The 12,275-nt window shown below is 64.6% G+C and carries 14 protein-coding genes; all 14 read left to right on the top strand.

Annotated elements, in window-relative coordinates:
• The first annotated feature begins 116 nt into the window (after nt 1–116).
• The 14 genes from urtB (at nt 117) to ureG (ending at nt 12,250) form a co-directional block, all read left to right on the top strand.
• Nucleotides 117–1,730 carry an urea ABC transporter permease subunit UrtB gene (gene urtB, locus LFL96_RS03840; RefSeq protein WP_280998213.1) on the top strand — a complete coding sequence of 538 codons (1,614 nt, stop codon included), beginning with the start codon at nt 117–119 and terminating at the stop codon, nt 1,728–1,730.
• Complete coding sequence (gene urtC / locus LFL96_RS03835) at nt 1,730–2,914, top strand: urea ABC transporter permease subunit UrtC (RefSeq protein ID WP_280998211.1); 1,185 nt, start codon at nt 1,730–1,732, stop codon at nt 2,912–2,914. Before urtB ends, urtC begins: the two co-directional genes overlap by 1 nt.
• A complete protein-coding gene (gene urtD / locus LFL96_RS03830; RefSeq protein WP_280998209.1) occupies nt 2,911–3,774 on the top strand; it encodes an urea ABC transporter ATP-binding protein UrtD in 864 nt (287 codons plus the stop codon). Before urtC ends, urtD begins: the two co-directional genes overlap by 4 nt.
• A 58-nt stretch (nt 3,775–3,832) precedes the next feature.
• Nucleotides 3,833–4,525 (top strand): urea ABC transporter ATP-binding subunit UrtE, encoded by a 693-nt coding sequence (gene urtE / locus LFL96_RS03825; protein ID WP_280998208.1) that lies wholly within the window; start codon nt 3,833–3,835, stop codon nt 4,523–4,525.
• 203 nt (nt 4,526–4,728) lie between these two features.
• Nucleotides 4,729–5,610, top strand: coding sequence for an urease accessory protein UreD (locus tag LFL96_RS03820; protein ID WP_280998207.1), 882 nt, complete (start codon nt 4,729–4,731; stop codon nt 5,608–5,610).
• A 394-nt stretch (nt 5,611–6,004) separates the two neighbouring features.
• A complete protein-coding gene (locus tag LFL96_RS03815; protein WP_280998206.1) occupies nt 6,005–6,478 on the top strand; it encodes a DUF2778 domain-containing protein in 474 nt (157 codons plus the stop codon).
• On the top strand, nt 6,475–6,744 hold the full coding sequence (locus LFL96_RS03810; RefSeq protein ID WP_280998205.1) for a hypothetical protein: 270 nt from the start codon (nt 6,475–6,477) through the stop codon (nt 6,742–6,744). Before LFL96_RS03815 ends, LFL96_RS03810 begins: the two co-directional genes overlap by 4 nt.
• A gap of 187 nt (nt 6,745–6,931) precedes the next feature.
• Nucleotides 6,932–7,735, top strand: coding sequence for a transporter substrate-binding domain-containing protein (locus tag LFL96_RS03805; protein WP_281000541.1), 804 nt, complete (start codon nt 6,932–6,934; stop codon nt 7,733–7,735).
• A 170-nt stretch (nt 7,736–7,905) separates the two neighbouring features.
• Nucleotides 7,906–8,208 (top strand): urease subunit gamma, encoded by a 303-nt coding sequence (gene ureA, locus LFL96_RS03800; RefSeq protein WP_280998203.1) that lies wholly within the window; start codon nt 7,906–7,908, stop codon nt 8,206–8,208.
• A gap of 31 nt (nt 8,209–8,239) precedes the next feature.
• Nucleotides 8,240–8,545 carry an urease subunit beta gene (locus LFL96_RS03795; protein WP_280998201.1) on the top strand — a complete coding sequence of 102 codons (306 nt, stop codon included), beginning with the start codon at nt 8,240–8,242 and terminating at the stop codon, nt 8,543–8,545.
• 61 nt (nt 8,546–8,606) lie between these two features.
• Entirely contained in the window at nt 8,607–10,313 is a 1,707-nt protein-coding gene (ureC, locus tag LFL96_RS03790; protein ID WP_280998199.1) for an urease subunit alpha, read from the top strand.
• Nucleotides 10,314–10,315: 2 nt separating this feature from the next.
• Nucleotides 10,316–10,927 (top strand): urease accessory protein UreE, encoded by a 612-nt coding sequence (gene ureE / locus LFL96_RS03785; RefSeq protein WP_280998197.1) that lies wholly within the window; start codon nt 10,316–10,318, stop codon nt 10,925–10,927.
• A complete protein-coding gene (locus LFL96_RS03780) occupies nt 10,914–11,594 on the top strand; it encodes an urease accessory UreF family protein (protein ID WP_281000539.1) in 681 nt (226 codons plus the stop codon). The genes ureE and LFL96_RS03780 overlap by 14 nt, the downstream gene beginning before the upstream one ends.
• 11 nt (nt 11,595–11,605) lie before the next feature.
• Nucleotides 11,606–12,250, top strand: coding sequence for an urease accessory protein UreG (ureG, locus tag LFL96_RS03775; protein ID WP_280998195.1), 645 nt, complete (start codon nt 11,606–11,608; stop codon nt 12,248–12,250).
• Nucleotides 12,251–12,275 lie beyond the last annotated feature (25 nt).

Raw genomic sequence — 12,275 nt, 5'->3', positions numbered from 1 at the left:
CCCACTCATCCGCTGACTGAGCCGGCAGCCAGGTTGCCGGCCAGGCAGGGCGTGACGGCGAAGCCGCCGTCACGCCTCCCGGACGGGCCCACCTCGCAGTCTGTTTGAACCTGCCTATGATCTCCCGCCTCTATCGCAGAACGCTCCTGCTCTCGCTGGCGCTCGCGCTGCTGAGTCCCGCCGCGTTCGCACTGACCCAGGCCGACGTCGCGCCGCTCGCCGGCGACGACTTCGACGCGAAATCCGCCGCCATCGACAAGCTGATCGCCAATCACGATCCCGCCTCGATGGCCGTGCTCAAGGCGCTGTCCGACGACAGCGCGCTCGCCACCGACGCGGGCGTCGTGCTGCTGCAGGACGGCGACACCACGCGCGATGCCGTCACCGGCAAAACCGTCGCCGCCACCAGCGACGCGCAACCGGTCACGCTGAACAATCTGCTGCGCTCGAAAGTCGCGGGCGCGCTCTCGGGACTGCAGCTCGACTCGCCGGACAGGGCGACGCGCGAGGCCGCCATCGCGGCCTTGCTGCAGAATCCTGATCCGTCGATCAAACCGCTCGTCGACGCGGCCCGCGCGAAGGAAACCGATCCGGCGCTGAAGAAACGCCTCGACACGCTGTGGGCGATGACCGCCCTGCACGACGCCGATCCGGCGAGGCGCCTCCAGGCCGTGCAACTGGTCGCGGCACGGCACGAACTCGACATGAACGAACTGCTGCGCCCGCTCGTCGCGAAGAAGCCGGACGGCACCTTCGCCGAGCCCGACGACCGCGTGCGCGCCGCCGCGCAAAGCGGCATCGACCAGCTCGACGCGATCCAGCGCCGCAGCCAGATTGCCGGCACGCTGTTCGCGGGCCTGTCGCTCGGCAGCGTGCTGCTGCTCGCCGCCCTGGGCCTCGCCATCACGTACGGGCTGATCGGCGTGATCAACATGGCGCACGGCGAATTCCTGATGATCGGCGCGTACGCCACGTACGTCGTGCAGAACCTGTTTCAGCGCTTCGCGCCCGGCGCGTTCGACTGGTATCCGCTGCTCGCGGTGCCGGCCTCGTTCGCGGCGGCGGGACTGGTCGGCATCGTGCTCGAACGGCTGGTGCTGAAGCATCTATACGGGCGTCCGCTGGAGACGCTGCTGACCACCTTCGGCGTGAGCCTGATCCTGATTCAGGCGACCCGCATGCTGTTCGGCGCGCAGAACGTGCAGGTCGTCAACCCGTCGTGGATGAGCGGCGGCGTCACCGTGCTGCCCGATCTGATCCTGCCGTACAACCGGCTGGCGATCCTGGCGTTCTCGCTGATCGTCGTCGGCATCGCGTGGGCCGTGCTGACCAAAACGCGGCTCGGCCTTTTCGTGCGCGCCGTCACGCAAAACCGCCGCATGGCGGCGTGCGTCGGCGTGAAGACCGCGCGGGTCGATTCGTACGCGTTCGCGTTCGGCGCGGGCATCGCGGGGCTGGGCGGCTGTGCGCTGTCGCAGATCGGCAATGTCGGACCGGACCTCGGCCAGAGCTACATCATCGATTCGTTCATGGCGGTGGTGCTCGGCGGCGTCGGTCAACTGGCCGGCACGGTGATCGGCGGCTTCGGCCTCGGTCTCGTCAGCAAGGCGATCGAGCCGTTCTGGGGCGCGGTGCTCGCGAAAATCGCGGTGCTCGTGCTGATCGTGCTGTTCATCCAGAAGCGTCCGCAGGGCATGTTCGCCCTCAAGGGCCGCAGCGCGGAGGCATGATGACGACAGCGACTTCCACCGCCCACGTGCGTGCGAGCGGCAATCACGCGACCAGCGAACGCGACCCGCAGTCCGGCTTCGCGCTCGGCTTGCCGCCGCGTCCCGCGCTGCTGTCGCGGCGCGCATGGCTCGCACTCATCGCCCTGATCGTCGTGTTCGGACTCGGCGTGCCGTTCGCCACGCTGGTCGTGCCGGAGACGAGCGCGTTCCATCTGTCCGCCTACGCGATGACGATCACCGGCAAGTTCATGTGCTACGCGATCGCCGCGCTCGCGCTGGATCTCGTCTGGGGCTACTGCGGCATTCTGAGCCTCGGGCATGCGCTGTTCTTCGCGCTCGGCGGCTACGCGATCGGCATGTACCTGATGCGCGCGATCGGCCACGACGGCAAGTACGGCAGCGATCTGCCGGACTTCATGGTGTTTCTCGACTGGCATCAACTGCCGTGGTACTGGCAGGGCACCCAGCATCTCGGCTACGCGCTGCTGCTGGTGGTGCTGGTGCCGGCGGTCGTCGCGTGGGTGTTCGGCTTCTTCACGTTCCGCTCGCGCGTGAAGGGCGTGTATCTGTCGATCATCACGCAGGCCATGACCTTCGCCGCGATGCTGCTGTTCTATCGCAACGAAACCGGCTTCGGCGGCAACAACGGCTTTACCGACTTCAAGCGTATCGGCGGTTTTCCGATCACCCATCCGGGCACGCGCACCGCGCTGCTGATGATCACCTTCGCGGTGCTGATCCTCGCGTTCCTCGGCGCGCGCGCGATCGTCACCTCGAAACTCGGCCGTGTGGTGACCGCCGTGCGCGACGGCGAGACCCGGCTGATGTTCCTCGGCTACAGCCCGCTCGCGTACAAGCTGTTCGTGTGGACCGTGTCGGCCGTGTTGTGCGGCATTGCCGGCGCGCTGTACGTGCCGCAGGTGGGCATCATCAACCCGGGCGAAATGTCGCCGGGCAACTCGATCGAAATGGCGATCTGGGTCGCGGTGGGCGGACGCGGCACGCTCATTGGACCGATCGTCGGCGCGTTCGCGGTGAACGGCGCGAAGAGTTTTTTCACGGCGAATTTCCCCGAGTACTGGCTGTTCTTTCTGGGCTTGATCTTCGTGCTGGTTCCGCTGCTGCTGCCCAACGGCATCATGGGACTGGTCGAGCTGGTGACGCGCAGGAGGAACCGCTCATGAATGAAAACCCGATGGTTCCCGATCTGGCGATTCCCGAAGCCCCCGCCGAAACTTCGCTGAGCGGCGTGGCGAACATGGGGCACGCGGTCGTGCCAGGCGAGATCGACATCTCGCACGGCACGATCCTGTATCTCGAAGACGTCACCGTGAGTTTCGACGGTTTCCGCGCGCTGAATGCGCTGACGCTGTCGATCGATGCCGGCGAACTGCGCTGCATCATCGGCCCGAACGGCGCGGGCAAGACGACGATGATGGACGTGATCACCGGCAAGACCGGGCCCGATTCCGGCAAGGTCTTTCTCGGCCAGTCGATCGATCTGACGCGGATGAACGAACCGTCGATCGCGCGCGCGGGAATCGGCCGCAAGTTCCAGAAGCCGACGGTGTTCGAACAGCATCCCGTATGGGAAAACCTCGAACTGGCGATGAAGACCGACAAGGGCTGGTGGGCGTCGCTGCGCGCACGGCTCGATCGCGAGGCACAGGCGCGCATCGAAGAGACGCTTGCGTTGATCGGACTCGAAAGCGAGGCGCGCCGCCTGGCGGGCGAGCTGTCGCATGGACAGAAGCAGCGGCTCGAAATCGGCATGCTGCTGATGCAGCAACCCGCGTTGCTGCTGCTCGACGAACCAGCCGCCGGCATGACCGACGACGAAACCATGCAACTGGCGGAGCTGCTGAACCGGCTACGCGGCACCTGCTCGATGATGGTCGTCGAGCACGATATGGAATTCGTCGCGGCATTGTCGGGCGCGACCGGCAAGGTGACCGTGATGGCCGAGGGACATGTGCTCGCGCACGGCACGCTCGACGAGGTCAAGCGCGACGAGACGGTGATCGAGTCTTACCTGGGCCGCTGACCGGAGCGGCACGGCACGGCAGGACGCGGCGGTCGATATAACAAAGGGTCGAACGGATATGCTCGAAGTAGAAAACCTCAATCAGTATTACGGCGGTAGCCATATCCTGCGCGATGTGAAGCTCACCGTGCCCGACGGCAAACTCACCGTGCTGCTAGGACGCAACGGCGTGGGCAAGACCACGCTGCTGCGCTGCCTGATGGGCGTCGTGAATACGAAGAGCGGCTCCATTGCGTGGCGCGGCGCGCCGATCACCAAACTGCCGACCTACTCGCGCGTCGAGAAGGGGCTCGCTTATGTGCCGCAGGGGCGCGATATCTTTCCGCGTTTGACCGTCGAGGAAAATCTGCTGGTCGGCGCGGCGAGTAAAAAAGCGCCGAAGAAAATCCCCGATCGCATCTATGAACTCTTTCCGGTGCTCAAGGACATGCGCGCGCGACGCGGCGGCGATCTGTCGGGCGGTCAGCAGCAGCAGCTCGCGATCGGCCGTGCGCTGATGAGCGATCCGCAGTTGCTGATTCTCGATGAACCCACCGAGGGGATTCAACCGTCGATCATTCAGGACATCGGCCGGACGTTGCGGCAACTGGTCGAGGAGATGGGCATGACGGTGCTGCTGGTCGAGCAGTACTACGATTTCGCGAAAGACATCGCCGATCGTTACTGGGTGATGAGCCGCGGCGAGATCGTCGCGGGCGGTGAAGGGGTGAACATGGATCGGGACGGGGTGCGGGCGTTGATCGCCGTTTAATGTCGGGCGTGCTGGGTATCTGGCGACTGATCGATGCCTGATTGATGCCTGAAAGCGGCGTGCTATTCTCGCCGGATTCCATGACCGGGCGGTGCACTCGCGTTGGGTCAAGCGCGTTGAACCAGGCGTTTGGCCATACACCGTCACGCGTCATATTAGCGGGCACGCTCCGCCCTAACCTGTCGCTCGCACGTCCATTTCGCATGTCGCTTCACGAAAATCACACTACGCTCGCCGCCGCGCAAAACAGCGCGCATTCGCAATGGCAAGCCCGGCTCGAACTCGGCTTCGTCAAGCAAGGCGAGCGGACCACGCTTGCGCATCGTCGGCACGTTGGGCCGTTGCGGATTCAACGACCGTTGTATCCCGAAGGTCAGGCGATCTGTCATGCGGTGATCGTGCATCCGCCGGGTGGTATTGCGGGTGGGGATCGGCTCGATATCGATGTCGATGTGGGCGCCGGCGCGCACGCGGTTGTGACGACGCCGGGGGCGACCAAGTGGTACAAGTCCAACGGGCGCGAGGCGCAACAGCGAATCGATGTGCGGCTCGGCGCCGGCGCGAAGCTCGACTGGTTGCCGCAGAACAATATCGTTTTCGATCATGCGAATGCTTCGCTGACGTTTTCGTTGACCATGGCCGAGGGCGCTTCCGCGATTGGGTGGGATGCGATGCAGCTCGGACGGCAGGCGGCGGGTGAGCGATGGTCGGCGGGGCATTTGCGGGCGGAGTCGCGGATTGTCGGCGCCGACGGCGGATTGCTGTGGTTCGAGCGCGCGAATCTCGCGGCGGAGGATTCGCTGCGCGAGGCGGGGCAAGGGCTGGATGGATTTGCTGTGTTCGGGACGCTTTGGGCGGTGGGGGCGGCTTGTGATCAAGGGCTGGCTGAGGCGCTGACCGCGAGTATCGGGTTTGATGGTGCTTTAAGAGGCGGGGCTTCCTGTGTTGTCGATGGGGTGTTGATCGTGCGGGCCGTGGCTAGATCCATGGAGATGCTCCAGCAGGCGTTCGTTCAATGCTGGATGCAGTTGCGGCCGGTTGTGCATGGGGTGGGGGCTGCGCCGTTGCGGATTTGGGCTACTTGAGGGTGGGTTTTCTTGTAGTGCTGGTGGTTTATTAGCGTTGCCCCTGTGCGGGGCGGCACTCACTTTTCTTTGCCTGCCGCAAAGAAAAGTAAGCAAAAGAAAGCGGCTCACACCGCTAGCTCATAAGCGGGCTCCGTGGTCCGCCACGCGGTAGTGGTGCATCTGGAATCCGTGTTCTCGCACACTCCGCGTTCGTGACACAGCAGTCATTCTTCCGGCGGCGCTGCGCGCGCCCCCGTGTCAATCCGATATTCCGCTCTCCGTCGGCAGGTGATGACAGTTCCCGGTCTTTCAACGCGGATCGCGTCGGCGGTGAGTTTTCAACTGCTTGATTTGGTAGTAAAACCGCTCGTATTTTTGGGCAACAATTCGGTCTTTCAAACATCGATGCTTTATGCCCATTACATGCACATTCACTCTGAACAATCGATCGATGAGCATGCTGGTTTGCCCCGGTATTGGTGGCATGCCCGCATTCTCGGGCTTGGGTAGAGCCGTGAATGACCCCGGCGAAGTGGCAAGGGCCGACATAGGTCCTCTTCCGCCAGGAACATATTTCATTATCGACCGCCAGTCTGGCGGCCGCCTTGGCTGGTTCTGGGACAACATGCCTGGCCACAATCCCAAGGAATGGTTTGCGCTCTATCGTGACGACGGCATCATCGATGACGAAACGTTCGTCAGCGGCGTTCGACGTGGAAACTTCAGGCTTCACCCGAGAGGATCGATGGGAATCAGCAAAGGGTGCATCACGTTGGCACGCAAGGAAGACTTCGAGAAACTTCGGACTATCCTCCATAATCAGCAACCATTCTTTGTCGGCGCCGGCATCAAGGCGTACGGACGCATCGAGGTAAGCCAACCGTGAAAGTGATTCGAATCCTGGCAAACGTCGGCGCAGTGCTGCTCTTGAGTTGGGTCATACTTCACGCGTTGCTCGATATGCAGTTCGCGCCTTGGGCAACCATTGGACTCGTGCGCGTTGCGTCGTACTTCGGCATTGATGCGCCAGACACAATCGAGGCATTCGGCGGCCTTCTCATGTTGATCTTCTCGCTCGTCCTGGCCACGGCATCAGTTTTCGCCGCCAACAAAATACTGAAGCGGAAACCGCAGCCGGCACAGCCGCAATAGTCGAAAAACGGCAACGAGACAAAGCACCAACATTGAGCATTGATTCGCTTTATTTTGGTGCACTTATCCCGCGCCGTCCGGGCTTCGCCCGCCCTGCCGCGATGGCACGCACCTTGCATAACACGCTCCCACGATGCTGCCGCACCCTGACGGCAGCCGCCCAGCCATCGCCACCACGCTCATCGACATGAACCGTTCGCCTCTCCGCCCCGCGCGTCGCGCGTGGCTCGCCGCGCTGCTGCTCGCGCCCGCTCTCGCCATTCACGCGCCCGTCGCTCACGCCGATACGCTCGATAACATCGCCAAGGCCGGCGTGCTCAAGGTCGCGGTGCCGGAAGACTATCCGCCGTTCGGCTCGGTCGGCCCCGATATGAAGCCGCAAGGCTACGACATCGATACCGCCGCGCTGCTCGCCAGATCGATGAACGTCAAACTCGAACTCGTGCCGGTCAACAGCGCGAACCGTATCCCCTATCTGCAAACCGGCAAGGTCGATCTCGTGATCTCGTCGCTCGGTAAAACGCCCGAGCGCGAAAAAGTCATCGACTTCTCCAACGCCTACGCGCCGTACTACCAGGGCGTATTCGGCCCCGCCGACATCAAGGTCACCAGTCCCGCCGACCTCACCGGCAAAACCGTCGGCGCGACGCGTGGCGCACTCGAGGAAATCGGTCTCACGCAAATGGCGCCGAACGCCACCATCAAACGCTTCGAAGACAACAACGCGACCATCGCCGCGTTCCTGTCAGGCCAGGTGCAGTTGATCGCCGCCGGCAACATCGTCGCCGCCGCCATCCTCGCGAAAAATCCGCCGCGCCGCCCGGAACCGAAATTCGTCATCAAGAATTCGCCGTGCTTCGTCGGCATGAACAAGAACGAGCCGCGTCTGCTTCAGAAGGTCAATGCCGCCATCGGCCAGGCGCGCCAGGACGGCACCCTCAACGCGATGTCGAAGAAGTGGTTCGGCGCGCCGCTGCCCGCCGACCTGTAAGCGCATCGTTAGCCCAGCTTGATACCGTGACTGGCTTATCCGGCATTGCACTCGTCATGACCTCATCCCGTGCATCGCACACGATCGCGGTCATGACGCGCAGCGCCTAACAGCGTCGCCGGCAGTCCCCGGGCCGCCGCCGCGCCCGCGCAACCCTACGCACACATTCGATGAAGCTGACACCTCGCGAGAAGGACAAGCTGCTGATCTTCACCGCCGCGCTGCTCGCCGAACGGCGCCGCGCACGCGGCCTCAAACTGAACTACCCGGAAGCGGTCGCGTTCATCACCGCGGCGCTGATGGAAGCGGCCCGCGACGGCAAGACCGTCGCCGAGGTCATGCACTACGGCACCACCCTGCTCACCCGCGACGACGTGATGGAAGGCGTGTCGGAAATGATCCCCGACATCCAGGTCGAAGCGACCTTCCCCGACGGCACCAAGCTCGTCACCGTCCATCATCCGATCCCCTGATCGGCCGAGCATCCACTCTTCAAGGCTGCCCATGATCCCCGGCGAACTCATCATCGACGACGGCGAACACGAGCTCAACGCGGGCCGCGCGACCGTCACGGTCGTCGTATCGAACACCGGCGACCGGCCGGTGCAGATCGGCTCGCATTACCACTTTTACGAAGTCAACGAAGCGCTCGCCTTCGACCGCGAAGCGGCACGCGGCTTCCGGCTGAACATCGCGGCCGGCACCGCCGTGCGCTTCGAGCCCGGCCAGGAGCGCACCGTCGAACTGGTCGCGCTGGCCGGCGATCGCGTCGTCTACGGCTTCAACGGCAAGGTGATGGGCAAGCTGTGACGCCCGTGCGCGCGCCTGTCTTCATCGTCCTCACGGCCTCGATCCTTTCCGGACTCACACCATGACCTTACGCATTGGCCGCCGCGCCTACGCTGAAATGTTCGGCCCCACCACCGGCGACCGCGTGCGCCTCGCCGACACCGAGTTGCTGATCGAAGTCGAACGCGACTTCACCACCTATGGCGAGGAAGTGAAATTCGGCGGCGGCAAGGTGATTCGCGACGGCATGGGCCAGTCGCAGCGCGTGCACGCCGAGGTGGTCGACACCGTCGTCACCAACGCGCTGATTCTCGATCATTGGGGCATCGTCAAGGCGGACATCGGCATCAAGAACGGCCGCATCGCGGCGATCGGCAAGGCGGGCAATCCCGACATCCAGCCGAACGTGACGATCGCGATCGGCGCATCGACCGAAGTGATCGCGGGCGAAGGCCTGATCGTGACGGCGGGCGGCATCGACACGCACATCCACTTCATCAGCCCGCAGCAGATCGAAGAAGCGCTCGCGAGCGGCGTGACCACCATGCTCGGCGGCGGCACGGGTCCGGCGACGGGCACCAACGCGACCACCTGCACGCCGGGTCCGTGGCACCTCGAACGCATGCTGCAGGCGGCCGACGGCTATCCGATGAATCTCGGCTTTCTCGGCAAGGGCAACGTGAGCCTGCCGCAACCGGCGCTCGAACAGATCGCCGCCGGCGCGATCGGCCTGAAGCTGCACGAGGACTGGGGCACGACGCCCGCCGCGATCGACAACTGCCTCTCTGTCGCCGACGACACCGACACCCAGGTCGCGATCCACACGGACACGCTGAACGAAGCGGGTTTCGTCGAAGCGACGGTGGCCGCCTTCAAGGGCCGCACGATCCACACGTATCACACGGAAGGCGCGGGCGGCGGTCACGCGCCGGACATCATCAAGGTCTGCGGCGAAGCGAATGTGCTGCCCTCGTCGACCAATCCGACGCGCCCGTACACGGTCAACACGCTCGAGGAGCATCTCGACATGCTGATGGTGTGCCATCACCTGGACCCGTCGATCGCGGAAGACATCGCGTTTGCCGAGTCGCGGATTCGCCGCGAGACCATCGCGGCCGAAGACATCCTGCACGACCTCGGCGCGCTGTCGATGCTGTCGTCGGATTCGCAGGCGATGGGCCGGGTCGGCGAGGTGATCATCCGCACATGGCAGACCGCGCACAAGATGAAGGTGCAGCGCGGCGCGCTGCCCGAGGACAATGCGCGGCACGACAACTTCCGCGCCAAGCGCTACGTCGCCAAGTACACGATCAATCCGGCCATCACGCACGGCATCGCGCATGAAGTCGGTTCGATCGAGCCGGGCAAGTGGGCCGACCTGGTGTTCTGGGAACCGGCGTTCTTCGGCATCAAGCCTTCGCTGATTCTCAAGGGCGGCATGATCGCGATGGCGCAGATGGGCGACCCGAACGCGTCGATCCCGACGCCGCAGCCGGTCCACTATCGCGAGATGTTCGGCACGCGCGGCGGTGCGCTGGGCCGCACGTCGCTGACCTTCGTGTCGCAACTCGCCGCCGACGCGAACGTCGGCGAACGCTACGGCCTGTCCAAACGCATCGTCGCGGTGAAGCACTGTCGCAGCGTGACCAAGGCGGACATGATCCATAACGCGTGGCGTCCGTCGATCAGCGTCGATCCGGAAACCTATCAGGTGATCGCCGACGGCCAGTTGCTGACCTGCGAGCCCGCCACCGTACTGCCGATGGCGCAACGCTACTTCCTCTTCTGACCATGCGTACTCTCGACAAGCTGATCGCGCCGCATGTGAAGCTCGCGCCCGTGCTGGTGAAGCGGGCGCCCACGCTCACCCTGGCGTTCGACGAGCGCCGCAAGAGCCGCCTCGCGGCCACGCTCGACAACGGCGAGGACGTCGCGCTGCTGCTGCCGCGCGGCACCGTGCTGCGCGACGGCGACGTGCTGGTCGCCGACGACGGCGGTCTCGTCCGCGTGATCGCCGCACCGCAAGCGGTGCTGGTCGTGCGGGCCAACGATACGTTGACGCTCACGCGCGCCGCCTATCACCTCGGCAACCGGCACACGCCGGTGGAAGTCGGCGCGGATTATCTGAAGCTCGAATACGATCCGGTGCTGGCCGACATGCTCAAGCGCATCGGCGCCAAGGTCGACGAGGTGTCGATGCCGTTTCAGCCGGAGTCCGGCGCGTACGGCGGCGGTCATAAGCATGGGCACGACGAGACGTTCGCGGAAGACTATGCGCTCGCGCAGCAGGTGTTCGGCGAGCATCATGGGCACGATCACGGGCATGACGGCGGCCATGGCCACGATCACGTCCACGACGAATCGTGCGGCCACGGCCACCACCACCATCATGCGCACCGCTGAACTCACCGCGCTGCTGCATCTCGCGTCGCCGGCCTTGCCGATCGGCGCGTTCAGCTACTCGCAAGGCCTTGAAGCGGCGATCGAAGCGCAGTTGATCACCGACGCCGACTCCGCCCGCAACTGGATCGCAAGCGGTCTGACGGACGTCCTCGCGCACGGCGAACTGCCGTTCCTCGCGCATCAGATGGAACGCTGGCGCACTCACGACACCACCGGTCTCGCCGACGCCAACCGCGAATTCCTCGCGAGCCGCGAGTCGGCGGAACTGCGCCGCGAAACCGAACAGATGGGCTGGTCGCTGCGGCAATTGTGCGTGTCGCTGGAATGGGGCGACGCGCAGCGGCGCGCGACGCTCGCCGCGCTCACTCCGCTCGCGCAACCCACCGCCTTCGCGTTCGCCGCCTGGGCCAACGACGCCGCCGTCGACGCCGCCCTCGCCGCCTATGCGTTCAGCTGGGTGGAAAACCAGGCGGCCGCCGCCTTGAAGGCCGTGCCGCTGGGACAGCTCGCGGGCCAGCGCATCATCGTCGCGTTGCGCGAGCCGATCGATGCCGCCGTCGCCCGCGCGCGCGCCACGCCGCCGGACCAGATCAATACCTTCGCGCCGCAACTCGGCATTCTGTCGGCGCGCCACGAATCGCAATACTCGCGGCTCTTCCGCTCATAAGACGATCCATCATGAACGCACCTCATCATCCCGCCCAACGCACGAAGAAACTGCCGCCGCTGCGCGTGGGCGTCGGCGGCCCGGTCGGTTCGGGCAAGACCACGCTGCTCGAAATGCTCTGCAAGGCGATGCGCGATCAATACGATCTCGTCGCGATCACCAACGACATCTACACGAAGGAAGACCAGCGTCTGCTGACGGTGGCGGGCGCGCTGCCGGCCGAACGGATCATGGGCGTCGAAACCGGCGGCTGCCCGCATACGGCGATTCGCGAGGACGCGTCGATCAATCTGGAAGCGGTCGACCGCATGCTCACGCGTTTTCCCGATGCGGACATCGTGTTCATCGAATCGGGCGGCGACAACCTGGCCGCGACCTTCAGCCCCGAACTCTCGGACCTGACGATCTACGTGATCGACGTGGCGGGCGGCGAGAAGATTCCGCGCAAGGGCGGCCCCGGCATCACGAAGTCGGACCTGCTGGTGATCAACAAGACGGACCTCGCGCCGATGGTCGGCGCGAATCTCGACGTGATGGCGTCGGATGCGAAGAAGATGCGCGGCGAGCGGCCCTTCGTGATGTGCAACCTGAAAGCGCTCGATGGCCTGAGCGAGGTGGTGGCGTTTATCGAGAAGAAGGGCTTGCTGAAGGTGTGATGAAGGGATAGCGCAGGCGCGCCGT

Origin of the sequence: Paraburkholderia sp. D15, from assembly GCF_029910215.1 — a bacterium.
Lineage (GTDB): Bacteria > Pseudomonadota > Gammaproteobacteria > Burkholderiales > Burkholderiaceae > Paraburkholderia.
The sequence above is the reverse complement of the archived record's forward strand: the minus strand, read 5'-3'. Positions and strand labels throughout refer to the sequence as shown.

What these genes read in the sequence shown, in the direction of transcription:
- LFL96_RS03795 (WP_280998201.1), top strand. Translation starts at nt 8,240, where the DNA reads ATGATCCCCGGCGAACTCATCATCGACGACGGCGAACACGAGCTCAAC.
- LFL96_RS03805 (WP_281000541.1), top strand. Translation starts at nt 6,932, where the DNA reads ATGAACCGTTCGCCTCTCCGCCCCGCGCGTCGCGCGTGGCTCGCCGCG.
- ureG (WP_280998195.1), top strand. Translation starts at nt 11,606, where the DNA reads ATGAACGCACCTCATCATCCCGCCCAACGCACGAAGAAACTGCCGCCG.
- ureC (WP_280998199.1), top strand. Translation starts at nt 8,607, where the DNA reads ATGACCTTACGCATTGGCCGCCGCGCCTACGCTGAAATGTTCGGCCCC.
- urtB (WP_280998213.1), top strand. Translation starts at nt 117, where the DNA reads ATGATCTCCCGCCTCTATCGCAGAACGCTCCTGCTCTCGCTGGCGCTC.
- ureE (WP_280998197.1), top strand. Translation starts at nt 10,316, where the DNA reads ATGCGTACTCTCGACAAGCTGATCGCGCCGCATGTGAAGCTCGCGCCC.
- urtD (WP_280998209.1), top strand. Translation starts at nt 2,911, where the DNA reads ATGAATGAAAACCCGATGGTTCCCGATCTGGCGATTCCCGAAGCCCCC.
- LFL96_RS03780 (WP_281000539.1), top strand. Translation starts at nt 10,914, where the DNA reads ATGCGCACCGCTGAACTCACCGCGCTGCTGCATCTCGCGTCGCCGGCC.
- ureA (WP_280998203.1), top strand. Translation starts at nt 7,906, where the DNA reads ATGAAGCTGACACCTCGCGAGAAGGACAAGCTGCTGATCTTCACCGCC.
- urtC (WP_280998211.1), top strand. Translation starts at nt 1,730, where the DNA reads ATGACGACAGCGACTTCCACCGCCCACGTGCGTGCGAGCGGCAATCAC.
- LFL96_RS03820 (WP_280998207.1), top strand. Translation starts at nt 4,729, where the DNA reads ATGTCGCTTCACGAAAATCACACTACGCTCGCCGCCGCGCAAAACAGC.
- urtE (WP_280998208.1), top strand. Translation starts at nt 3,833, where the DNA reads ATGCTCGAAGTAGAAAACCTCAATCAGTATTACGGCGGTAGCCATATC.
- LFL96_RS03815 (WP_280998206.1), top strand. Translation starts at nt 6,005, where the DNA reads ATGCCCATTACATGCACATTCACTCTGAACAATCGATCGATGAGCATG.